Origin of the sequence: uncultured Salinicola sp., assembly GCF_937921195.1 — a bacterium.
Classification (GTDB): Bacteria; Pseudomonadota; Gammaproteobacteria; order Pseudomonadales; family Halomonadaceae; genus Salinicola.
This window is the reverse complement of record NZ_CALFQK010000045.1, coordinates 1-22,767: the sequence shown is the minus strand read 5'-3', so window position 1 is coordinate 22,767 and position 22,767 is coordinate 1. Positions and strand designations below refer to the sequence as shown.

The window sequence follows — 22,767 nt, the reverse complement described above, 5'->3', positions numbered from 1 at the left end:
TTCTCGAAGCTCGAAGCTCGAAGCTTAGCCCGGCTCGCCCAACACCAGCAGTGGATTGAACGCGCGCCGCTCCAGTTCTCGATCGGCGATCATCATGTCCAGGGCCAGGCTGGCGAGATCATCGGCCAGCGGATCGGCATCCGCTTCCCACTCCCGATTGACGCGCTTCAGGTAGCTGTGACAGTGATCGCAGGTCTCGGCCTGGATCGGCAGCACCCGCTCGCCCTGTTCATCCTCGAGACTGCAATAATCCAGGGTCTTGCTGTCGCCACACTGCACGCATTTGGCACGCTCGGCGTACCACTCGCTGGCACAGAGGCCGCACTGCAGGTAACGCACCCGGGAGCGCGCCATGCCGATCTGGATCAGGCTGCCGACCGCAAGGGCGCCGCAACATGGACAGAGCCCGCTGGCGACGTCAGCCGGTCTGGGCGGGATCGCCGGCAGCATTCTTGCCTGGCGCGTCCACGCCACCTGCAGCGCCGCACCCACCAGCGGCGCCATGGCACGCTGCTCGAGCGGCAACGGCTTACCCTCCAGTACGGCGCGGGCCAGCTCGGCCCGGTCCGCGTCGGGCAACTGGCGCAACGCCTCGAACCAGGTGCGTTGCGGGGCCAGGACCCGTCCGTCAAGCTCGCTCAGCAGTGCCTCGAGATCGTCGGGCCATGACATGTCGCGCCACAGGCCGTCTACCGACAGCGGCGGGATGCCATGGCGCATGGCCAACTCCGCCCCGCTCGTCAACGCCGGACGCGACTGCTGGACGACGCGATGCTGCGCCTCGACGATCATCGCCATGAACTGGAGGTAGGGTGCCATCGCCGGGACCCGCTCGGCCAGTTGCCGCAGGCGCTGGCCACGCTCGGCAAACAGCTTGCGCCCCGGCAGTCCGACCATTGGCGGCGCTCCCGGCGACGGGGGCGACTGGCCGAAGGCGTGCTCGCGGGTCGCGCTCGGCCCGGGCTGGTTGTCAGGGCTGTCGTCGTCAGGGCTGCTGCTCACGGCGCTGCGCCTCCTCTTGTTCACGGGCCCACAGGCCGTGGTGATGGCGTGCCCAGGCCCGGGTCACCCAGCCTCGGGTCATGGAGCGAATCGAGCCCTTGACCCAGATGGCGGCATAGACGTGGACCACAATGGTGACGATGGCCACGAACGCCGACACCGCGTGGAGCAGACTGGCGAAACGGATCAGCGGAATCGGGAAATAACCGGCGAACCACGGCCGCCACATGATCACGCCGCTGAGCAGCAACAGCGCGATCGACACTACCAGCGACCAGTAGACCAGCTTCTGGCCCGGGTTGTACTTGCCGATGGGTGGCAGCTTGTCGTCGCGATTGTCGAGCACGTCGCCGATCTGGCGCGCCCACTGGATGTCGTTCTCGCCGAGCAGGTTGCGACGCACGTGTCGCACCGCCATGGCGTAGAACAGCAAGACCAGCACCACCCCCAGAAACGGGTGCAGGATGCGCGCCCATACCGGCCCGCCCAGGGTATGGCTCAGGAAGAAGAAGGCGGGATGGAAGAATGCCAGCCCGGATAGCGCCAGCAGCACGAAGACCATGGCCATGGTCCAGTGATTGGCGCGGTCCAGCGGCGAATAACGAATCAGTCGATCGCGTGGCATCTTCATCGGTCTTCTCCCCGCGGACGGGTGGCATCGTAGCCGAGCGAATGCGGTGGCGGCACGTCTTCCTGCCCGTGTTCCGTCCGCTCTTCCGGTTCCTCCTTCGGCCCCTTGGTCATGTAATGGATCACCCCGGCAAACGCGGTGATGCCGATGATCGCCGACATGATCGGCTTGGTGGCGCCCTTCCACGCCCCGACCAGCGGCGAGATACGCGGATCCTTGGGCAGCCCGCTGTAACGGTTGGGGTCGTTGGCGTGGTGCAGCACGTACATGACGTGCGTGCCGCCGACTCCGGCCGGATCGTAGATGCCCGCGTCACGGAAGCCGAGCGCCTTGAGATCGCCCACCCGCTTCTCCGCTCGAGCCAGCATGTCCGTCTTGGTGCCGAACTCGATGCAGTTGGTCGGGCAGGTCTTGACGCAGGCCGGCTCCATCCCCGCGTTGACCCGATCCGAGCAGAGCGTGCACTTGTAGGACTTCTGGTCCTTCGGCGAGATACGCGGAATATCGAACGGACACCCGGTAATGCAGTAGCCGCAGCCGATGCAGTGGTTGGAGTCGAAGTCGACGATGCCGTTGGCGTACTGCACGATGGCGCCAGGGGCCGGACATGCCTTCAGGCAGCCTGGCTCGGCACAATGCATGCAGCCATCCTTGCGGATCAGCCACTCGAGGTTGCCCTCCTGCGATTCGTACTCACTGAAACGCATCACCGTCCACGAATTGGCGGTCAGGTCGGTGGGATTGTCGTAGGTGCCGTGGCACTCGCCGACGTCGTCGCGCAGGTCGTTCCACTCCATGCACGCCACCTGGCAGGCCTTGCAACCGATGCATTTGGAGACATCGATCAGCTTGGCAACCTCATCGACGTGACTCCGGACCTGAGGAGGCGTCGTCGTGGTGGCGGAGCGGGCGATGATGTTCTGTGAATTATCCATTTTCGCTCCTCACGCCTTCTCGACGCGGACGGTGAACGACTTGTACTCCGGCGTCTGGGTGTTGGCGTCGCCGACGAAGGGCGTCAGGGCGTTGACCAGATAGCCCTTCTTGGCCACCCCGGTGAAGCCCCAATGCAGCGGGATCCCCACATGGTGGACCTGCTTGTCGCCGATCATCATCGGCCGCAGCCGTTTGGTCACCACTGCCACGGCCTTGATGAAGCCCCGTTTTGACGACACCTTCACCCAGTCACCGGCCGCGATGCCGATCTCGCTGGCCAGCGCTTCACCGATCTCGACGAACTGCTGCGGCTGCACGATGGCATTGAGCTCGGCGTGCTTGGTCCAGAAGTGGAAATGCTCGGTGAGGCGATAGGTGGTCGCCGCGTGCGGGAACTCCTCGGGCTTGCCCAGCGCCTCACGATCCTCGTCGAAAATGCGCGCGGCCGGATTGTTGCGCGCGCGCTCCTTGCCCGGATGCAGCAGGTTCTGCGGCACCGGTGACTCGAACGGCTCGTAATGTTCGGGGAACGGCCCGTCGATCATGCTCTGCCCGGCGAACAGGTGGCCGACACCCTCCGGCTGCATGATGAACGGCATCTGCCCTTGCGACGGGGGCGAGTTGGTCGGGAAATCCGGCACGTCCGCCCCCACCCAGGCACCCTGCTCGCCATCCCACCAGACGAACGCCTTGCTGGCGTCCCACGGCCGCCCCTGCACATCGGCGCTGGCCCGGTTGTAGAGGATTCGCCGGTTCATCGGCCAGGCCCAGGCCCAACCCAGCGTGTTGCCGGTACCGTAGGGGTCCGAATTGTCGCGATTGGCCATCTGATTGCCGGCTTCGGTCCAGCAGCCGGTGAAGATCCAGCAACCCGCCGCAGTGCGGCCGTCGGCAGTCAGTTCGGCGAACCCGGCCAGTTGCTCACCGGCTCGCCGGGTCACGTTGCCCTGCTCGTCGGTCAGATCCTCCAGCGCACGGCCGTTGAACTCGCGGGCGAGCTCTTCCGATTTGGGCTCGTGGGGAACCTTGTAGTCCCAGGTCAGGTTGACGATCGGCTCGGGGAAGACACCCCCCTCCTCCTGGTAGAGCCGTTTCAGCTTGAGGAACAGCTCGCCCATGATCCGCGTGTCGGGACGAGACTCCCCCGGCGGCGGCGCCGCCGCCCAGTGCCATTGCAACCAGCGGGCGCTGTTGACGATCGAGCCCTCGTCCTCGGCGAAACAGCAGGTCGGCAGACGGAACACCTCGGTGTCGATCTGGCTGGAGTCGACATCGTTGTATTCGCCATAGTTCTTCCAGAACTCGCTGGTCTCGGTATTGAGCGGGTCCATCACTACCAGGTACTTCAGCGACGAGAGCGCCCTGGTCACCTTGGCCCGGTCGGGGAACGAGGCCAGCGGGTTGAAGCCCTGGCAGAAGTAGCCGTTGAGCTCGCCCTTGGACATGCGCTCGAAGGTGTCGAGAATGTCGTAGAGCGGTCGCTCGAGCTTGGGCAACCAGTCGAAGCACCAGTTGTTGCCTTCGTTGGCGGCATCGCCGTACCACGCCTTCATCAGGCTGACGTGGAACTTTTCATAGTTCTTCCAGTAGGAGACCTGCCCCTCGACGGTCGGCTGCTTGGTGCGCTTGTCGATGTAGGCGCGGTAATCCTGCTCCTTGGCATTGGCCAGCGTCATGTAGCCCGGCAGCAACTGGGACAGCAGCCCCAGATCGGTCAACCCCTGGATGTTGGAGTGGCCACGCAGGGCGTTGACGCCACCGCCCGGCATCCCCATGTTGCCCAGCAACAGCTGGACCATGGCCGCGGTGCGAATGATCTGGGAACCGGTCGAGTGCTGCGTCCACCCCAGCGCGTAGAGGATGGTCATGGTCTTGCCGGGTACCGCCATCGCCGCGATCTTCTTCCAGATCCGCTGGATGTCGTCGACCGTGATCCCGGTGATGCTCGACACCATGTCCGGGGTATAGCGCGAGTAGTGCTCTCGCAGCAGTTGATAGACGCAGCGCGGTTCCTGCAACGACTCGTCGCGGCGGACGAAACCGTCGTCGCCCATCTCGTACATCCACGACTGCTTGTCGTAGCTGCGGGTCGACTCGTCATACCCGGAAAACAGGCCGTCCTCGAACCCGTAATCCTCGCGCACGATCAGTGCCGCGTCGGTGTAGTTCAGCACGTACTCGCGCTGGATCTGGTCGGTCTCGATCAGGTAACTGATCAGCCCGCCGAGAAACGCGATATCGGTGCCGGTACGGATGAACGCCTTGTCCTGCGCCACGGCGCCGGTACGAGTGAAGCGCGGGTCGATCGTGATCAACTCGGCTTTGTTGTGCTCGATGGCCTCGGTGACCCAGCGGAAGCCCACGGGGTGCGCTTCGGCAGAGTTGCCGCCCATCGACAGAATCAAGTTGGCATTGCGGATGTCGACCCAGTGATTGGTCATGGCACCGCGACCGAATGAAGGGGCAAGACCTGCCACCGTCGGTCCGTGTCAGACGCGTGCCTGGTTGTCGAACGCCACCATGCCGAGGTTACGAACCACCTTGTGGGTGATGTAACCGGCTTCGTTGGAAGAGCCGGACGCGGCCAGGAAACCCGTCGTCGTCCAGTGATTGACCGTCTCGCCCTGCGCGGTGCGCTGGACGAAGTTGGCGTCGCGATCGTCCTTCATGTGCCGGGCGATACGGTTGAGCGCCTCGTCCCAACTGATGCGTGTCCATTCGCTGGAGCCCGCTTCACGCACCTGCGGATATTCGAGCCGCCCCTTGCTGTGAACGAAGTCGAGCAGACCGGCGCCTTTGGGGCAGAGCGAACCACGGGACACCGGATGGTCGGGGTCGCCTTCGATATGGAAGACGTTCTGTTCGACGTTCTTGGAACCGTCACCCTTGCTGTAGATCAGGATGCCGCAGCCTACCGAGCAGTAGGTGCAGGTGTTGCGGGTCTCTTTGGCGTGGGTCAGCTTGAACTGGCGGATCGAGGCTTCGGCGGGCTCGGGCGCAAAGCCCATCATCGCCAGGCTCGAGCTCGCCAATCCCGCTCCGCCCAGTTTGAAAAACTGGCGCCGAGTGACATTGATTGACATGTGCCATCCTCATCGGTCATTGGCCGGCATCTCTGCTAAGGAACGGACGCCTTGGATTCCTTATAGCAAACCTCGGCCGGTATTGCCCGTCGACGCCATCGAAAACGCCCGCCCTCCTTGGCAGGAGCGCGGGCGTCGTCGCGAAGCTCGGCGTCGCCGGGCTAGGTCGTGCCGGCGGACCTCACTTCCGGCTTCGCCTTGGCCAGCAGGAACAGCACCACGGTAATCACCGCACCGACGATGTCGCTGGCCAGCCCCGGGAAGATCAGAGCCAGCGCGCCCACCGCCGCCAGGACCCGCCAGAAGGGATTGAGCGGCCGCCGCAGGTAACCCTCCACCGCCACCGCCAGCAGCAGCACGCCGACCACGCCGGTCACGATGACCCACAGCGTGTTCCAAAGGGTCGCATCGATCATCAGCATGCTGTGGGCGAACACGAACATGTACGGCACCACGAACCCGGCGATGGCGAGCTTCATCGCCTGGAAGCCGGTGGCGTTGGGCGAGCCGCCGCTGATGCCCGCCCCCGCGTAGGCCGCCAGCGCCACGGGCGGGGTCAGATTGGCGAACAGCCCGAAGTAGAACACGAACATGTGGGCGACGAAGATCGCCGTCTCGTTGCTGCCGGCCAGCTCGCGGAACATCGGCAGGTTGAGCAGGATCGGCGCGGCCATGGTGCTGGTGATGATGTAGGTCGGGATGCTGGGCAGCCCCATGCCCAGCACGATCGAGGCGATCATGGTCAGTACCAGCGTGACCAGCAGCTGGATCATCGGGATCGGGATCTGCTGTCCCAGCGTCACCACGGCATCCGCCGCCTCCAGCGCGATGCCGGTGAGCGTGGCGATACCCACGATGATCCCGACCGCCCCGCAGGCCACGGCGACGGGAATCGCGTTGCGCACCCCATCGTGCATGGCGTCACGGCAATCCCCCACATCCATCTTCTCGGCCACCATCCCGAGCCTGGCCCGCAGCGCGTTGATCGCCACCGGAATCGCGATGATCACGAACAGCATCCAGCGACTGGCCGGGAAGTTGGGCAGGGCATGACCGCCGATCAGCGCCCGCAGCTGGGGCTCGAAGATCAGCAGCGTCAGGATCAGGCCGAGCCCGACGGTCACGCGACGCGTGCCGCAGATCAGCACCGTCGCGGCGATCGACCAGAAGGCGGCGAAGAACGGCGCCCTCCCCTCGAACAGCAGCCACAGCAGCACCGCCATCGGTATCAACAGATGGCCTCGCTTGAGCATCACCTCCTTGAGCGGGGTCAACTGCGAACGGGGAATCCCCTCCAGCCCGTTGCGCATGGCACGCAGATGGACCTGGAACAGCACCCCGAGGTAGAAGAGCAGCGCCGGGATGATCCCCGCCAGGATCACCTGGGTGTAAGGCACCGAGAGCACCTCGGCCATGATGAACGCCGCCGCGCCCATGATCGGCGGCAGAATCTGTCCACCGACGCTGGCCGCAGCCTCCACCGCACCGGCGAAGTTCGGCTTGTAGCCGGTCTTCTTCATCAGCGGAATGGTGAAGGCGCCGGTCGTCACGACGTTGGCGATGGCGGAGCCGTTGATCGATCCCAGGAAGCCGCTGGCGATGACCGCCACCTTGGCCGGGCCGCCACGGGTATGCCCGGCGATGGCCAGCGCCAGATCGTTGAACAGCTGCCCAAGGCCGGACTTGCCGAGGAAGGCACCGAACAGGATGAACAGGATGATGTAGCTCGCCGAGACCCCGATCGCCGTACCCAGCAAGCCCTCGGTGATGTACACCAGGTGCGAGACGATCTGCTTGCACGTCGCGAGAACGATCGCCTCGTTCACCTGCGGATAGAACGAAAGCTTGGCGTAGAAGCCGTAGACCAGGAACAGCGAGGCCAGGATCGTCAGCCCCCAACCGGTGACGCGCCGGGTGGCATCCAGCACCAGCAGAATCGCCACGAAGCCGACCACCATGTCGACATTGTTGATGCGCCCCGCCGAGGCGATGACACGATCCGACACCGTCAGCATGTAGACACCGATCCCAAACGCCACCAGCGCCACGACCGCATCCCCCCACGGCACCCGATCGCGGGCCCCCTTGCGGGTCAGCGGATAGAGGATGAAGGCCAGCCCCAGCAGGGTATAAAGGTGGATGCTGCGCTGGGCGACATCGACCAGCGGCCCCGAAAACGAGGTGTAGAGGTGAAACAGCGCCAGCAGCACCGACACCGCCGTGACGAACTGGATCACCCCATGCGGCAGTCGATCCCGGACCAGGCTCTCACGATCGAATTTCTCCAGCGCTTCCTTGACCGACGGATCCTCGGGACCATCGGCGGAAACCGTGACTTTTTGTTCGGACATTTCTCATCCTCGCCAGGCGGGATCTACGATAACCAGGGCCGCACCAGTGCCGGCAAGGCCTGCCACAACGGCACCCTGAGTATGGAAAAGGTCAATATGATGGGAGGGTCGCCACGCGACAGGGGAATGGTATGGCCGGCGAAAATCAGGCGGTAATGCTCTTCCACCGCCGCTTGCACCGCCAGCGGATCGACCACGCGATCGATCCCCGTCATCACTACCCACCCATCCTCGAGATGGGTCTCGGTACCGGCATGCGACGGTACGCCAGCGCCGAAGGTCTTGAAGCGCGTCCCGGTGATCTCGATGGCGTCATCGGCGGTCACCTCGAACCACTCTTCCCAGTCTTCCTTCTCGACCGAGTGCATCCAGCGCAGCGTGAAGGTCGTGCCCTGCCACCCAGGAAAGGCAAACCGCCACTGGGGTCCGTCGCGCACGACGAGCCACGGTAGCGGATACAGCACGGTGGCGATCACCAGGATCGCCACCGCCGCCAGACTCAGTGCTGTCTTACGCGTCATGGCTTGCCGGACACGCGGTCACCCACGCTCAGGATTGCGGTTCTTTGTCCTGGGCGTTCTCGTTGCCGTTGGTGTCGCTACCTTCGGTAGGCTCGATATTGTCTTCCGGCGTCTCGGCGCTGGTCTGCTTGGCCGGTTCGGCTTCGGTGCCATCGGCTTCGGTCGTGGCCGCTTGCTCGTTGGCCGACATGGAGGCGGTCTCTTCCGAGAGATCGCTGTTGTCGCCAGCGGTCGTGGCGTCATCACCGGAGGTCGCCTCCGCGGAGCTCGCCAGCGTCTCGTAATACGCCTTGGCGCCCGGATGTAGCGGCACGACCAGATTCTGGTCCATGGTCGCAGGATCGAACTGCTTGAGTGCACCGACGGAAACGCTGCCGGACTCGAGATAGTCGTGGAAGCGCTTGGCCAGATCCTCGGCGACGTCGTCCCGCATGGAGGAGGGCACGATCATGATGTTGCGGATCGCCACCGTATCCACGGCATCGCCCAGGTTGTAACGCTCGGGGGCGCCAGCCGGGATTTCGTAGTTCTCGTAGTACGGATATTTCTCCAGCAGCGTGGAGGCGACGTCACCGCTGACCGGTACGAAGGTGATGTCGGTGCTCTGCATCAGGCCGGTGATACTGGAGTTGGGAACGCCGGAGGTGAAGAACGCGGCATCGAGGTTGCCATTGCTCATCTCGGTGACGCTATCGGCGTAACCGGTATGGCTGACCTGGGCCAGGTCATCGTAGCTCAGTCCCGCGGACTCCAGCACCTTGGCGGCGCTCTGCTCCACACCGGATCCGACCTTGCCGACCCCGACGCGCTTGCCTTTCAGGTCGGCAACGCTGTGAATATCGCTATCGGCGGTGGCGACGATCTGCACCACGTTGGGATACATCCCGGCGATGGTTTCGATGTCGGCGGGCTGGCCGTCGAACTGGTTCTGGCCCTTGACCGCGTCATAGGCGACGTCGCTCATCACGATGGCGACCTGGTTAAGGCCGTCGTTGATGTTGTTGATGTTCTGCACGGAGGCGCCGGTCGAGACCACCTGCACGCCGTCGACCAGGTCGCTCTTCTCGAATACCCCCTTCAGCGCCCCGCCGATGGGGTAGTAGCTACCGCCGGTCCCGCCGGTGCCGAAGATCAGGTTGACGGGTTCGCCGCCACCGCTGCCTTCGCTACTGCCGCTGCCGGAGGCGTCGGAAGCGGCCATCTCCTGGGTGTCGGAGCCGGAACCGGAGGACTGGGATTCCTGCTGGGAGGACGACGGCTCCTGAGTTTCGCTCTTAGCCTGATCATCGCTGTCGTCGCCGCAGCCCACCAGCAGCGCGCCGGACAGGCCCAGTGCCGCGACCAGCATCCCTGTGCGTAACATCATGGTTCACCCCGTCATTTTGAATACCATCGGCCGGTCGGCCGAAGAAAAAGACACAACACAATCACACAAGAGTAAGGAACGCCCGGCGCCGATACCATGCCTGAGCCGCCACATACCACTAAAGTCTAAGATCCGTCGGATTCCTGCGAGACTACCCGCTGTACCACACCGCCAATGGTCAGGCCCTGGGCCAGAATCGAGAACAGCACGATGAGGTAGGTCACCATCACAATGGTATTTCGGTAATCGCTCTCGGGCAGGCCCAGCGCCAGCGCTACCGAGATCCCGCCCCGCAACCCGCCCCAGGTGAGTACGCGCGTGGTTCCGTGGCGAAAGCGGACCCAGCGGCTCAACGCGACGATGGGCAGGCCGATGGTGGTCAGGCGCGTCAGCAGGATCACGCCGATCACCGGGCCCGCGACGATCAGATACGACCATTCGAAGGGAATCAGCAGCAGCTCGAGGCCGATCAACACGAACAGCACCGCGTTCAGGATCTCGTCGATGAGCTCCCAGAAGCCATCGACGTAGCGCCGGGTCGTCTCCGACATGGCGTGTTCGCGCCCGCGATTGCCGATGAACAGCCCGGCGATGACCATCGAGATGGGCCCCGAGACCTGCAGGTGCGTCGCCAGCGTGTAGCCACCCAGCACCAGTGCCAGCGTCACCAGCACTTCGATCTGGTACTGGTCGATGCTCTTCATCAACCGGTAGGCGACATACCCCATCACCAGCCCGAGCAGCATGCCGCCGCCCGCCTCTTCCAGGAACAGTATCGCGGAGTGCGCCACCGTCAGCGCCTCTGTCGCGGTCGCCGCCCCCAGCAACACGGTGAACACCACCACCGCGACCCCATCGTTGAACAGCGACTCGCCGACGATCTTGATCTCCATGTCCTCCGGCGCACCGGCACTGCGCATGATGCCGAGAACGGCAATCGGGTCCGTCGGCGAGATCAAGGCGCCGAAGACCAGGCAGTAGAGATAGGGCACGCCGATGTGGAAAGTGCGGAAGAGCCACCAGGCGGCACTGCCGATCACCACGGTCGAGATCACCACGCCGACGGTGGCGAGCAGGCCGATCGAATAGCGATAGCGCTTCAACTGGTGAAAATCGACATGCAGCGCCCCGGCGAACAGCAGAAAAGAGAGCATCCCGTCCATCAGCAGGGCGTTGAAGTTGATCTGTCCCAGCCAGGCTTCGGCCCAGTCGGTGATCGCGTCGAATCCGAGATGGCTCGACGCGATCAGCAGCACCGACGTCACCAGCGAGATGAACATCACCCCGATCGTCGCGGGCAACTTGACGAACCGATAGTTGAACCACGCAAACAGCGCAGTGATCGTGATGAAGATGGCTGCAATTTCCAGCATCGGCTTCTTCCCTGTCGTCGCCGGCTCATCAAAAAAGCGGACCCGATTGGCGGGTCCGCTTTGTCCTGTACCGCTGACCGAGCCCGAGGCTCTTCGTCACAGCCCGGCGGCGGCTCTCAGGGTCTCTGCCCTGTCCGTCTTCTCCCACGGGAAGGCGGTGAAGGTTTCGGTCTGGGTTTCACCGTTGACGTCGGTCCAGGTATAGCTGGACTCGAACGGCTCGCGGCCGAAGTGCCCGTAGGACGCGGTCAGTTGATACATCGGGTGGAGCAGGTCGAGCATCCGCGTGATCGCATGGGGGCGAAGATCGAAGTGCTCGCGCACCAGTTCGATGATCTTGGCCTCGCTGACCCGGGCGGTGCCGAAGGTGTTGATCGACACCGAGGTCGGCTCGGCGACGCCGATGGCATAGGAGACCTGGATCTCGCACTTGTCGGCCAGCCCCGCGGCGACGATGTTCTTGGCCACGTAACGTCCGGCGTAGGCGGCGCTGCGATCGACCTTGGACGGATCCTTGCCGGAGAACGCGCCGCCGCCGTGACGCGCCATGCCGCCGTAGGTGTCGACGATGATCTTGCGCCCGGTCAGGCCGCAATCGCCCACCGGGCCGCCGATCACGAACTTGCCGGTGGGATTGATATGGAAGCGGGTGTCGTCGTGGATCCACTTCGCCGGCAACACGTCGCGGATGATCAGGTCCTCCACCGCCTTGCGCAGGTCGTCCTGGGAGATGTCCGGATCGTGCTGGGTCGAGAGCACCACCGCATCGACCCCGTTGGGCTGGCCCTGGTCGTCGTAGCTGAAGGTGATCTGGCTCTTGGCGTCCGGGCGCAGCCACGAGAGCGTGCCGTTCTTGCGCAGTTCCGCCTGGCGCTCGACGAGACGATGCGAGTAATGGATCGGCGCCGGCATGAAGGACTCGGTCTCGTTGGTGGCGTAGCCGAACATCAGGCCCTGGTCTCCCGCGCCCTGATCCTCGGGCTTGCTGCGGTCGACGCCCTGGGCGATATCGACACTCTGCTTGCCGATCAGATTGATCACGCCACAGGTTTCACCATCGAAGCCGACCTCCGACGAGGTATAGCCGATATCCATGATCACCTTGCGCACCAGGTCTTCCAGATCGACCCAGGCGGTGGTGGAGATCTCGCCGGCCACGATGGCGACGCCGGTCTTGACCAGCGTTTCGCAGGCGACGCGCGCCTGCTTGTCGCGGGCGATGATGGCGTCCAGGACGGCATCGGAAATCTGGTCGGCGATCTTGTCCGGGTGACCCTCGGACACGGATTCGGAGGTAAACAGAGAGTATTCGCTCATGGCGTACGGAGATCCCTTCGTTCACTGGTTGCGGCCCGCGCGTGCGGCCCGCCTGACAAAACGCAGCGCCGCCGGTCGGAAGGACGGGTGAAACGACGCACGGCATCGCTGACCCGAGCGGGTCGGGACAGGGTACAAAAGTCTACACACACAACAGCTAGCTGCCTATGTTTTGCCACCGACGCCATCGCTTTCGACACGGGTCGCGTCGCCTCACTCGGCGCCACTCCCATGCACGATGGAGACCAGCCGCTCGATGCCACCGCTCACGCCTTCGCGCTGCCAGGCGTTGCGGCCGAAGATCACCCCGCTGGCGCCGTTCTCCAGCGCATCGCGGGTAAAGCGCGTCAGCGCCTCGTCATCGTTCATCGCCGCGCCACCCAGGACGAGCACCGGCACCGGACAACTCTCCACCAGAGCCCGCATATCCCTGGGGTCACCATTGTACTGCGCCTTGATCAGGTCGGCCCCCAGCTCGGCGGCGATCCTCGCGATTCGTGCGATCCGCTCGCCATCGAGCAGCCCCTCCTCCCTGGCCCCCCACACCACCGCCTCGACGATCAGCGGCAGCCCGATCGCCTCGCACTGACGCGCGGTCTCCGCCACCGCCTCGATGTTGTCGGCCTCGCGTCGGGGGTCGTCGTAACCGGAGATCAAGCACATCACCACGGCATCCGCGCCCATCGCATGGGCCTGGGCGGGGGTGGCGATCATGCGGTGATGCTCCTCCCCCGCCAGGGTGAAGTCGCCCACCATCGGATAGTCGATTCGCAGCACGATTCTGGGGGCGCGGCTGTCGGCGAACAGATCCCCGCAGGACTTGAGCACGCCCGGCGACAGCAGTACCGCATCCGGTCGCGACGAGACGATGGCTTCGCAGGTGCGGCGTGCATCGATCGCATGCTCCACCGGGCCCGCCAGCAGCGTGCGATCGAACGCCACCATGCAGGTCAGGCCGGTCTCGCGGCGAAACAGCCGCCCCGTTCGCAATCCGCTGGCAGAAAGCATGCTGGTCATGACGCTGGCTCCTGAGTGGAGGAAGTCCCCTTGCGCGGGGCGTTTCCCGATGTGGAAGAGAGCGGCTCGTCGCCACTCGCCGTGGTGTCGTCGGCGCCCGGGCCGAACGAGACACCGTGCGCGCGCACGGCGATCTCCCGTACCCTCTCGATCTCATCCCGGCAGCGGTCTTCCGACCACGCCAGGGCCCCGCTGCACAGCGTCGCGATCTCCTCGATCACCGCGCCGTCGAGCTGGCCGGCCAACGCGATCGGCAGACGCCGGAACAGCACGTCCGCCAGATGCTCGACGCGCTCGAAGCGGCAGACGAAATCGATCTCTCCGACACGATAAGCGGCCAGCGAATCCAGCGGCTGCTGGCGACAGGCACCGCCAGCGCTCATCCCCGCGCAGTGCCGTGCCACCGCTTCACCCCGGGTGCCGTAGCGATCCAGCAGGGTAATGGCCCGATGCCGGTCGCCCTCGCAGAGGGCGGTCACCCTGGCGAGCCACGCCTCCCGCGACGTCGCATCGCGGGGAAAGTCGCGCCCGCCACCGATGGCCAACTGCCGGGTATCGATCTCGCGCCGGCGGCCCAGCCTCGCCAGCAGATCGTCGGCCACCTCTTCGGCAAACCCGCGAAACGTGGTCCATTTTCCACCCACCAGGGACAACACCGGCCAGGCGTGGATGCGATCCTCGACGATGGCGTGATCGCGGCTGATCTGGCCCGGATCGGCAGCGTCGCTGCGCGGCAATGGTCGCACACCGCTATAGCGGTAGCGGACCTGATCCGGACCGATCGTCACCTCGGGAAACAGGTAATGCACCGCTTCGAGCAGGTAATCGCGCTCGTCGTCGTCGCAGACGGCCTGGTCCGGGTCGGTGCAGCGGATGTCGGTGGCACCGACCAGCACATGACTCATGAACGGATAGATCAGGCAGATGCGACCATCGGGCGTGCCGAAGTAGATCATGCGCCCGTCGAGCTGATCGCGAATCTGGGGCACGTCGACGATCAGGTGCCCGCCCTTGGTGCCGCCGATATGCCGCGTTTCCTGCCCCAGCTGGCGATTGATCTCGTCGATCCAGGCGCCGCCGGCATTGACGATGATCCGCGGGCGAACCTGGAACGCGTTGCCCTCTTCATCGTCGAAGGTTATCGCTTCACCGTCACTCCCGGTCAGGGTGACGTGATTGAGCGCCATCGCGCCGCGATGGGCTCTGCAGCCGTCGTCGATCAGTTCGAACCCGAGCCGCTCGGCCTGACTGATCGCCGCGTCGTAGTAGGTGTGCAGCGCCCTGACGTCATCCCGGATGTCCGGCAGCGATTCCCGTACCTTGCGCCCCAGCGTCACCGAATGACGCGGCATGCTGCGGAAATGGCGGCCGAGGAAATCGTAGAGCGTCAGCCCCGCTTCACTGATCAGGATACCGCGGTCGTCGATCTTTGCCGGCCGGCGGAAGAAACGCTGGATCGACGGCCAGATTCCGCCCCACCAGCTGTGCGTCGGCATCGCCGTGCGCAGCGGATGCACCACGTGCGGCGCGTTGCGCAGCAGCAGGTTGCGCTCGCGGGTCGACTGCGCCACCAACCGGAACTCGCCGGTCTCGAGATACTTGAGTCCACCATGGATCAGTCGCGACGGCGCGGCGCTGGCGCCGGCACAGAAGTCCTGCTTGTCGACGATCAGCGTATCGACGCCCTGCAGCGCCAGATCGCGGAACAGCCCGGCGCCGTTGATGCCGGCACCGATGATCAGCACCGACACCGCGGGGTCCGCCCGCAGGCGATCCAGGGTCTGCCGACGCGTCGGCGGCATGGCATTGGCGGGTTCCGTCATCGTCTTGCTCCCATCGTCGGCGTGGATTCCGCCGAAGTGTCGGGTGAATCCGGGGGCGACGCCTCGACGTCCAGCGTCGCCCATAGCGTTCTCATCCCTTCGATCAGACGCTGGTAGCGCTCGAAGCCCTGCTGACACGCGGCCTGGCGCTCCGAATCGGGGTTGTAGCGGTGGTCGACCTCGCAAAGCGACGTGGCCGACGCGATGGAGGGAAACACTTCGGCTGCCACCCCGGCGCAGATCGCGGCGCCCCAGGCCGCGGCCTCCTGGATTCGCGACGTTTCCAGCGGTCGACCCAGCGAATCGGCGAACAGCTGGGCCAGCCGCGGCGAGTGACTGCCGCCGCCGGTGATGCGCACGCGCTCGATGGCGAAGGTCGAGGCCAGGGCATCGACATGCACCCGGTGATTGAACACCACCCCTTCCAGGATCGCACGCAGGACATGGCCACGGTCGTGCCATCCCTGGAGGCCGAACAGGCCGGCACTGGCCGGTTCATCGTAGGGCGAACCATAAAGGAACGGGTGGTAGACCAGTCGTGACGGGCTGCGGAAAGCGGCGTCCAGCGACGCTTCCATCTCGGCGAAAAAGGCGCCCGTGCCGCCATCTCCCGGCTGCCCCCACTGCCGGTGAAACCATTCGAGATTGCTGGAGGACGCCGGTGAAATCGCCATGTTGAGCCACTGGCCAGGGCGTAGCCCGTTGCGTGTCGCCCAGCGCGGATCGGGCTTGGGCGCGTCGGAAAAGACCTCGTTGATGCTGAAGGTGCCGGCCGCGATGGTCAGCGTGTCCGACGCGACGTTGCCCAGCCCCACCGCGCTGGCGGTAACGTCATGCAACCCCGTGGCGACCGGCGTACCGGCTTTCAGGCCGGTGGCGCGCGCTGCCGACTCGCAGACCTGGCCGGCGACCTCCTCGGGCAGGCGAACGTCGGGCAGGGCCTCGAACACCGATGCGATGCCCAGCATCGACAGTGCGTCGCGACTGTAGCGCTGGGTGTTGACGTCGGTGTAGCCGGTGCTGGCCTCGGTGAAGTCGGTGGCGATCTCGCCGGTCAGCTTGAATCGCAGCCAGTCCTTGCAGGTCAGGACGTGGGCGAGAGCGGCGTAGCGCTCGGGCTGGTTGGCCCGCAGCCACGCCAGCAAGGTCACCGGCGAGAAGGCGAAAGGCATCTGCCCGATCCGCGCCAGCGCCTCGTCGCGTATGCCCTGCTGGCACCAGCGCTCGACGATACCCGCGGCACGACTGTCCAGCGAGGTGATGGCGTGGCCGAGCGGCTCACCCTTGCGATCTAGGGGGTAGAGCCCGTCGCCGTGGGCCGTGACGCCTACCGCCAGTATCTCGCCGCCCTCCAGGCCGGCGGCCGCCAGGGCGGCACGTATCGATTCGGCAGCGCTCGTCCAGGCGACGTTCATGTCACGCTCGACCCAGTGCGCCTGGGGATGCTCGAGCCGGGAAGATTCCCGCCCGATCCCCACGACGTTGCCCTGGGTATCGAAGATCACCGCCTTGGTGGAACTGGAGCCACCGTCCAGCCCCAGCAGATAACCGCGTGACATGGCTGCCTCCCGTTGATTTCGTCTCCCGGCACGCTTGCCTATGGTGCGAGAGCTTCGCGAGCGCCATTTCTAACACTATTTTGTGATCCATGGACGTTAGACGATGGTGTTAAATCAAAACATGAACATCAATAAACTTTTTATTTTCAATAATTTAAAATCCACCCATTGAAGACAGGGTTTCAACGAGACCAAAGTCATAGGGCGAATCATCACTTTTTGATGTTATTTCTTCATCGCCGATCGCAGTTGCAGCGCCACCCGGTACACTTCAACAAAAAACCTTCTCCTCGCAGGAGTTGAACATCATGTATAACGCCATGCTTCGAAACGTGCTTTGGGTGCTTTCGTTGGCCCTAGGGGCGATGTCCACCACGGCTCATGCCGACGATGCTCAGCGCCAGTATCGCTTTGTGGTGGTTCCCAAGGTCGTGCACCCTTGGTTCGACCAGCTCAACGAGGGGGCTCAGGAAGCCGCTCGTGAAATTCAGCGCCTGACCGGTGCCGAGGTCACGGTTCAATACACCGCCCCCCAGAGTGCCAGCGTCGCCGAGCAGAATCAGATACTCGAGAGAGCCATTGCGACTCGCCCCGACGCCATCATTACCGACTTGCTCGACCCCACCGGCAACCGCGCCGTGATCCGCGAGGCCCTGGAGCAGGAGATCCCCGTCTCGGTCATCGACGACAAGGGTATCGAGGATATGCATTTGCCCGTCGTCGGCAGCGACTACTGCACCCAGGCGATGGTGGCGGCGGAACGCCTGGTCGAACTCCTCGACGGGAAAGGCAACGTCGCCATCATGATGGGCGTGCCAACGGCGTCCAACCATGCGCAGCGCGCCGAGTGCAGCCGCGCGGTATTCGATCGTCATCCCGATATCGAAGTCGTCGCCACCGGTGTCGACAACGACAGTATCTCCACGGCACAGAATCAAGCGGCGGCGATCATGCAGGCTCATCCCGAGCTGGATGGCTGGATTCCCTCCAATGCCGCCGGCCCCATCGGCATCGGCCAGGCAGTCAAGGAGGCCGGCAAGGCAGGTGAGATCAAGATCGTCGGTATCGATGACCTCAATCAGACCCTGAGCCTGATCCAGGAAGGCGTCATCGATTCCACGTCCGCACTCCGCCCCAGACTGATGGGTTACTGGTTCATCATCAGCGCCTGGCAGCGCGCCAATGGTGCAGAAGTGCCCGAGTACATCGATACCGGACATGTATTCATAGACCAGGACAACATCGAAGACTATCTGTAGTCGGCGACGTTTGACGTGGATCTTCGCTCACCAATTCAGGAGACCGTGACGATGCTACCCGATGACATGCAAGCCGTGGTCTGTCGCGGCCCAGGCGACTACCGGCTGGAGCGCGTGCCCACGCCCCGCCCCGGCCCCAACGAGCTGATTCTGGGAATCCAGGCCTGCGGCATCTGCTCGAGCGATCTCAAGTGCCGCGACGGCGCCGCCATGTACTGGGGCGACGGCGACCGCTTTGCCCCCTTCGTCAAGCCACCGATGATCGTCGGCCACGAATTCGCGGGTGAAGTCGTCGCACTGGGCGACGGTGCCGGGGAACACTTCGGCGTTGCGCTCGGGGATCGCGTCGTGCCGGAACAGATTCTCCCCTGCGGCAAATGCCTCTACTGCCAGCGCGGCCACTACTGGATGTGCGAAGTGCATCATATCTTCGGCTTCCAGGGCGGCGTGGCCGATGGGGGCATGGCCGAATACCTGCGCGTGCCGGCCAATGCGGTGCTGCACCCGGTCGACCCGGGCCTGAGCCTCGAGGATGCCGCCTTTCTCGAACCGCTGGCCTGCGGCATCCACGCCGTCAACCGCGCCGACATCCAGTTCGACGATACCGTGGTGATCGCCGGTGGCGGCCCGATCGGCCTGGCCATGGTTCAGCTCGCCAGGCTCAAGACGCCCAAACGGCTGATTCTGGTCGACACTCATGACGACCGCCTGACCCTGGCTCGCGACTACGGCGCCGATCACGGCCTCAACCCGCATCGCGACGATGTTGCCAAGGAAGTTAGGGCACTCACCGGCGGTTACGGTTGCGAGGTCTACATCGACGCCACGGGCTCCTCGAGCGGCGTGGTCCAGGGCCTGGAGTCGCTACGCAAGCTCGGTCGGTTCGTTGAGTTCAGCGTGTTCAAGGAGCCCACCAGCGTCGACTGGTCCACCATCGGCGACCGCAAGGAGCTGGATATCCGCGGCTCGCATCTCTCGCCGCACACCTACCCGGTGGCGATCGACCTGCTGGCCCGCGGGCTGGTGACGACTCGCGGCATCGTCACCCACCGCGTTGCGCTGGCCGACTTCGAGCGCGGCTTCGAGATCGCCGCCCGGCGCGACTCGATCAAGGTGGTGTTGACGACGGGAGAGTCATGACTTCACCCACGACCATGACCCCTCGCACCGTGACACGGGGGGCACCAGCGCGCCGCCAGGCGATGCTGGACTACATCATCCAGGCCGGCTCGGCCCAGGTCGACGAGCTGGCCGAGCGCTTCGGCGTCAGCCGGATGACGGTACACCGCGATCTCGACGCCCTCTCCGACCAGGGCATGGTCAACAAGCAGCATGGCGGGGTCACCACCCGCTCTTCCAGCGTGTTCGAAAGCAACTTCGCGCTGCGTTCGCATATCGCCACGCGGGAAAAGCAGGCGCTGGCCCGTGCGGCCCTGGAGGAGATCGCGTCCGGCGAAGCGGTGATGCTGGACGACTCCACCACTGCCGCCGAACTCGCCCTGCTGCTGCCGGCGCGGGAGCCGCTCACCGTGATCACCAACGGCCTGGAGAGCATCGACCGGCTCAAGGCCGCCAGCGGCATCAAGCTGATCACCCTGGGCGGCGACTACCAGCCCCGTTTCAATGCCACCTTCGGCCTGCTCTGCGAGCAGACGCTCGCCAACCTGCGTGCCAACGTGGCGGTGCTCTCCGCATCGGCCATCCTCGGCACTACCGCCTACGTTCAGGACCCGACGGTGACCCAGATCAAGCGCGCCCAGATGGCGGCGGCAGAGCGCCGGATCCTGCTCGTCCACAGCGCCAAGTTCGGCCATGGCGCGCTGCATCGGCTGGCCGATCTCAAGGAGTTCGACCTCGTGTTGATCGACGAAAGCCTTGCCGCCGAACATCGCGCCACGCTGGACGAGGCCGAGATCCGTTATCGCCTGATCGAAGCTTGACCATAAACGGCATCGACAAAACGAAACCGCCGCGGGCCAGGGCCCGCGGCGGTGGATCGACGAACGGCTTTGCGTCTTACGGCTTGAGCACGAACGGCGAGACGTACTGGTCGACGTTATCCGGGGTGATCAGGATGCAGTCGAAGAGGTGCTTCTCGCCCTGGACACCGGTTTCGCCGGTGGTGATGAACTTGTCCGCCATCTGCACCGCGGCCTTGGAGAAGATCGCCACCGGCTGCAGCACGGTATAGGCGAGCTCGCCGGACTTCACCGCATCGACCGCGTCGGGCGAACCGTCGAAGCCACCGACCACGACATCGTCCAGCTTGCCGGCTTCCTTGAGTGCGGCGATCGCGCCCAGCGCCATCTCGTCATTGCCGCTGATCACGCCTTGAATGTCAGGGTTGGCCTGCAACAGGCTCTGCATCTTGTTGAACCCCTGAGTGCGGTCCCAGTTGGCGACGTCCTCGCCGACCTTCTTGAGATCCGGGTACTGGCTCAACACCGTCTCGTAGCCGTTGGAGCGGGTCGCGGCATTGTTGTCCGACGGCGCGCCCTTCAGCTCGACGTAGTTGGCCGAGTCGCCGACCGTCTGTACCCACTGCTGCGCGCCGAGGGCGGCACCCTGGGCGTTGTTGGATACCAGCTGCGCCTTGGCCAGCCCCTGCTCGTTGATTTCCGCATTGACCAGGAACACCGGGATGCCGGCTTCGACGGCCTTGCGCACCGCACCGACGGAACCATCGGCGTTGGCGGGATCGAGAATGATCGCCTTGGCCTGGTTGGTAATCGCGGTATCTATCTGGCGGCTCTCGGTATTGGTATCACCCTTGTGGGCGCTGACGTTGGCGCGATACCCCAACTCCTCGGCCGTTTCCCGGGCGATCTTGCCCTCGGTGAACCAGTAGGGGTTGGAGGTATCGTTGACGATGACCGAGATCAGTCCCTTGTCCTGCGCCATGGCGCTTCCGGCGAGCAACGGCGCGCTCACGGCGAGGGCTGCGATCAGCAGGCGTTTTCCTGTCTTGAACATGATGGATCACCCTTCTTTTTGCGATTGTGGTGACTAGCGTGCAACGGTGAGGCTAGTGCTGTGTTGCCGGTTTACCGGCCGTACTTTCCGCCTCGGATGTCACGCGCGCGGCATCGCCGCTCGAGGCCGGAGAAGAGGGGTTGTCGGGTGCCTTTGGCTCGGCAGGCGTGGCCACACGCTTCCTGCGCCCGCCGTACTGGATGCTGTTGAGCAGCACCGCCAGCACGATCACGGCACCGGTGAACACGGTCTGCCAATAGGAGGAGACGCCGATGATCACCAGCCCGTCGGAGAGGAAACCGATCACGAAGGCGCCGAGCAGGGTGCCGCGCACGTTGCCGCGACCGCCGGTCAGCGCCGCGCCACCGATCACCACGCCGGCGATGGCGGTCAGTTCGTAGGTGGTGCCCGCGGTGGGGCCGGCAGAGGTGAGCTGGGACGACAGCACCAGCCCCGCGATCGCCGCGCAGATACCGGAGAGCACGTAGACCGAAACCTGCACCCGCTTGACCGGCACGCCGGAAAGCTCGGCCGCCCGCGCGTTGCCGCCGGTCGAGTAGACCCAGCGTCCGAACGGCGTGCGCGCCAGCGCCAGGATCGTGACGATCGCCACCGCGGCCAGAATCAATACTCCCACCGGCACACCGAACAGGCGGTTGAACCCCAGCCAGTCGAACCCGGTGTTGCCCAGTTCCGGGCTGCCGCCGAGGTTGTTGTAGGTCAGGCCATCGGTCATCAGCAGCGCCACGCCGCGGGCGACGTAGAGCAATCCCAGGGTGGCGACGAAGGCCGGCACCTTGAAGTAGGCGATCAGTACCCCGTTGATGGCGCCGATGAACGCGCCGACCGCGCAGGTCAGGATGACTACCACCCACACCGGCGGATAGAGCGTGACACCGAACATGTCGAAGCTCACGCCCTGCATCAGAAAGCCCGCGACCACCCCGCACAGTCCCAGGGTCGAGCCCACCGACAGATCGATGCCGCCGGTCAGGATCACCAGCAGCATGCCGATCGACAGCAGCCCGAAGATCGCCACGTGGGACGACATGGTCAGGAAGTTGTTGGTCGAGAAATAGACCGGCGACAACGCCGAGAAGATGATGATGATCGCGATCAGGGCGAAGAAGGCGCGACCCTCGAGCAGTATTCGCCCCAGATCGAAGCCGCCACCCTGGCGCGCTGGCGCTTGGCTGTGCTTGGACATAATCAAAACTCCCTTCGAGTAAAAGCGCTCACGCGACCACGGCCTCGCCCGAGGCGGCCATGATCTGTTCCTTGGAGACGTCGGCGCCGAACTCCGCCGCGATGTGTCCGCGGCTCATCACCACGATACGATGGGCGATGCTCAGGCATTCGCCGACCTCGGAGGTGGAGAAGATCACCGCCAGCCCCTGCTTGGCAGCCCCTTCCGCCAGCAGTTTGAACACTTCGGCCTTGGCCCCGATATCGATACCGCGGCTCGGCTCGTCGAGCACCACCACCCGGGGATGGGTCGCCAGCATCTTGCCGATCACCACCTTCTGCTGATTGCCGCCGGAAAGCGAGCCGATCTC

The 22,767-nt window shown here is 64.6% G+C and carries 18 protein-coding genes; 3 read left to right on the top strand and 15 right to left on the bottom strand.

Annotated features, from left to right (window positions below; translation table 11 throughout):
* Positions 1-24: 24 nt before the first annotated feature.
* From fdhE to Q0602_RS03805, 12 genes are all read right to left on the bottom strand, one after another.
* Entirely contained in the window at positions 25-1,002 is a 978-nt protein-coding gene (fdhE, locus tag Q0602_RS03860; RefSeq protein ID WP_298839238.1) for a formate dehydrogenase accessory protein FdhE, read from the bottom strand.
* The gene (locus Q0602_RS03855; protein WP_295036331.1) at positions 986-1,633 is read right to left on the bottom strand and encodes a formate dehydrogenase subunit gamma; all 648 of its coding nucleotides are present in this window, start codon (positions 1,631-1,633) and stop codon (positions 986-988) included. Before Q0602_RS03855 ends, fdhE begins: the two co-directional genes overlap by 17 nt.
* On the bottom strand, positions 1,630-2,568 hold the full coding sequence (gene fdxH, locus Q0602_RS03850; RefSeq protein ID WP_295036332.1) for a formate dehydrogenase subunit beta: 939 nt from the start codon (positions 2,566-2,568) through the stop codon (positions 1,630-1,632). Before fdxH ends, Q0602_RS03855 begins: the two co-directional genes overlap by 4 nt.
* A 9-nt stretch (positions 2,569-2,577) precedes the next feature.
* A complete protein-coding gene (gene fdnG / locus Q0602_RS03845; protein ID WP_298839271.1) occupies positions 2,578-5,646 on the bottom strand; it encodes a formate dehydrogenase-N subunit alpha in 3,069 nt (1,022 codons plus the stop codon).
* Between the two features lie 167 nt (positions 5,647-5,813).
* Positions 5,814-8,003 (bottom strand): TRAP transporter permease, encoded by a 2,190-nt coding sequence (locus tag Q0602_RS03840; protein WP_298839233.1) that lies wholly within the window; start codon positions 8,001-8,003, stop codon positions 5,814-5,816.
* Positions 8,004-8,026: 23 nt separating this feature from the next.
* A complete protein-coding gene (locus Q0602_RS03835; protein ID WP_298839231.1) occupies positions 8,027-8,524 on the bottom strand; it encodes a DUF1850 domain-containing protein in 498 nt (165 codons plus the stop codon).
* A 28-nt stretch (positions 8,525-8,552) separates the two neighbouring features.
* Positions 8,553-9,890, bottom strand: a complete 1,338-nt coding sequence (locus Q0602_RS03830; protein ID WP_298839228.1) for a TAXI family TRAP transporter solute-binding subunit — start codon at positions 9,888-9,890, stop codon at positions 8,553-8,555.
* Positions 9,891-10,015: 125 nt separating this feature from the next.
* Entirely contained in the window at positions 10,016-11,263 is a 1,248-nt protein-coding gene (locus Q0602_RS03825; RefSeq protein WP_298839225.1) for a sodium:proton antiporter, read from the bottom strand.
* Between the two features lie 96 nt (positions 11,264-11,359).
* Positions 11,360-12,580, bottom strand: a complete 1,221-nt coding sequence (gene metK / locus Q0602_RS03820) for a methionine adenosyltransferase (protein WP_298839222.1) — start codon at positions 12,578-12,580, stop codon at positions 11,360-11,362.
* A gap of 213 nt (positions 12,581-12,793) precedes the next feature.
* The gene (locus Q0602_RS03815; protein WP_298839220.1) at positions 12,794-13,597 is read right to left on the bottom strand and encodes a hypothetical protein; all 804 of its coding nucleotides are present in this window, start codon (positions 13,595-13,597) and stop codon (positions 12,794-12,796) included.
* Positions 13,594-15,420 carry a glycerol-3-phosphate dehydrogenase/oxidase gene (locus tag Q0602_RS03810; RefSeq protein ID WP_298839217.1) on the bottom strand — a complete coding sequence of 609 codons (1,827 nt, stop codon included), beginning with the start codon at positions 15,418-15,420 and terminating at the stop codon, positions 13,594-13,596. Before Q0602_RS03810 ends, Q0602_RS03815 begins: the two co-directional genes overlap by 4 nt.
* Entirely contained in the window at positions 15,417-16,979 is a 1,563-nt protein-coding gene (locus tag Q0602_RS03805; RefSeq protein WP_298839214.1) for an FGGY-family carbohydrate kinase, read from the bottom strand. Before Q0602_RS03805 ends, Q0602_RS03810 begins: the two co-directional genes overlap by 4 nt.
* A 308-nt stretch (positions 16,980-17,287) precedes the next feature.
* Between Q0602_RS03805 and Q0602_RS03800 the strand changes: the two genes are divergently transcribed.
* The 3 genes from Q0602_RS03800 to Q0602_RS03790 are packed head-to-tail and all read left to right on the top strand — an operon-like array spanning position 17,288 to position 20,178.
* A complete protein-coding gene (locus tag Q0602_RS03800) occupies positions 17,288-18,238 on the top strand; it encodes a substrate-binding domain-containing protein (protein ID WP_295036341.1) in 951 nt (316 codons plus the stop codon).
* A gap of 51 nt (positions 18,239-18,289) precedes the next feature.
* Positions 18,290-19,378 carry an alcohol dehydrogenase catalytic domain-containing protein gene (locus tag Q0602_RS03795; RefSeq protein ID WP_298839210.1) on the top strand — a complete coding sequence of 363 codons (1,089 nt, stop codon included), beginning with the start codon at positions 18,290-18,292 and terminating at the stop codon, positions 19,376-19,378.
* On the top strand, positions 19,375-20,178 hold the full coding sequence (locus tag Q0602_RS03790; protein WP_223119838.1) for a DeoR/GlpR family DNA-binding transcription regulator: 804 nt from the start codon (positions 19,375-19,377) through the stop codon (positions 20,176-20,178). Before Q0602_RS03795 ends, Q0602_RS03790 begins: the two co-directional genes overlap by 4 nt.
* Before the next feature lie 76 nt (positions 20,179-20,254).
* Here the strand turns inward: Q0602_RS03790 and Q0602_RS03785 are convergent, their stop codons facing one another.
* The 3 genes from Q0602_RS03785 to Q0602_RS03775 all read right to left on the bottom strand — a co-directional run.
* On the bottom strand, positions 20,255-21,211 hold the full coding sequence (locus tag Q0602_RS03785; RefSeq protein ID WP_295036345.1) for a D-ribose ABC transporter substrate-binding protein: 957 nt from the start codon (positions 21,209-21,211) through the stop codon (positions 20,255-20,257).
* 52 nt (positions 21,212-21,263) lie between these two features.
* Positions 21,264-22,418: an ABC transporter permease gene (locus tag Q0602_RS03780; RefSeq protein WP_295036346.1), complete on the bottom strand. Its 1,155-nt coding sequence runs from the start codon at positions 22,416-22,418 to the stop codon at positions 21,264-21,266.
* Positions 22,419-22,446: 28 nt separating this feature from the next.
* Positions 22,447-22,767, bottom strand: a 321-nt coding sequence (locus tag Q0602_RS03775) for an ATP-binding cassette domain-containing protein (RefSeq protein WP_298839200.1), incomplete at its 5' end; no start/stop codon positions are given.

What these genes read in the sequence shown, in the direction of transcription:
- fdxH (WP_295036332.1), bottom strand. Translation starts at nt 2,568, where the DNA reads ATGGATAATTCACAGAACATCATCGCCCGCTCCGCCACCACGACGACG.
- Q0602_RS03810 (WP_298839217.1), bottom strand. Translation starts at nt 15,420, where the DNA reads ATGACGGAACCCGCCAATGCCATGCCGCCGACGCGTCGGCAGACCCTG.
- Q0602_RS03835 (WP_298839231.1), bottom strand. Translation starts at nt 8,524, where the DNA reads ATGACGCGTAAGACAGCACTGAGTCTGGCGGCGGTGGCGATCCTGGTG.
- Q0602_RS03840 (WP_298839233.1), bottom strand. Translation starts at nt 8,003, where the DNA reads ATGTCCGAACAAAAAGTCACGGTTTCCGCCGATGGTCCCGAGGATCCG.
- Q0602_RS03780 (WP_295036346.1), bottom strand. Translation starts at nt 22,418, where the DNA reads ATGTCCAAGCACAGCCAAGCGCCAGCGCGCCAGGGTGGCGGCTTCGAT.
- Q0602_RS03825 (WP_298839225.1), bottom strand. Translation starts at nt 11,263, where the DNA reads ATGCTGGAAATTGCAGCCATCTTCATCACGATCACTGCGCTGTTTGCG.
- metK (WP_298839222.1), bottom strand. Translation starts at nt 12,580, where the DNA reads ATGAGCGAATACTCTCTGTTTACCTCCGAATCCGTGTCCGAGGGTCAC.
- Q0602_RS03815 (WP_298839220.1), bottom strand. Translation starts at nt 13,597, where the DNA reads ATGACCAGCATGCTTTCTGCCAGCGGATTGCGAACGGGGCGGCTGTTT.
- Q0602_RS03795 (WP_298839210.1), top strand. Translation starts at nt 18,290, where the DNA reads ATGCTACCCGATGACATGCAAGCCGTGGTCTGTCGCGGCCCAGGCGAC.
- Q0602_RS03855 (WP_295036331.1), bottom strand. Translation starts at nt 1,633, where the DNA reads ATGAAGATGCCACGCGATCGACTGATTCGTTATTCGCCGCTGGACCGC.
- Q0602_RS03785 (WP_295036345.1), bottom strand. Translation starts at nt 21,211, where the DNA reads ATGTTCAAGACAGGAAAACGCCTGCTGATCGCAGCCCTCGCCGTGAGC.
- Q0602_RS03800 (WP_295036341.1), top strand. Translation starts at nt 17,288, where the DNA reads ATGTATAACGCCATGCTTCGAAACGTGCTTTGGGTGCTTTCGTTGGCC.
- Q0602_RS03790 (WP_223119838.1), top strand. Translation starts at nt 19,375, where the DNA reads ATGACTTCACCCACGACCATGACCCCTCGCACCGTGACACGGGGGGCA.
- Q0602_RS03805 (WP_298839214.1), bottom strand. Translation starts at nt 16,979, where the DNA reads ATGTCACGCGGTTATCTGCTGGGGCTGGACGGTGGCTCCAGTTCCACC.
- Q0602_RS03830 (WP_298839228.1), bottom strand. Translation starts at nt 9,890, where the DNA reads ATGATGTTACGCACAGGGATGCTGGTCGCGGCACTGGGCCTGTCCGGC.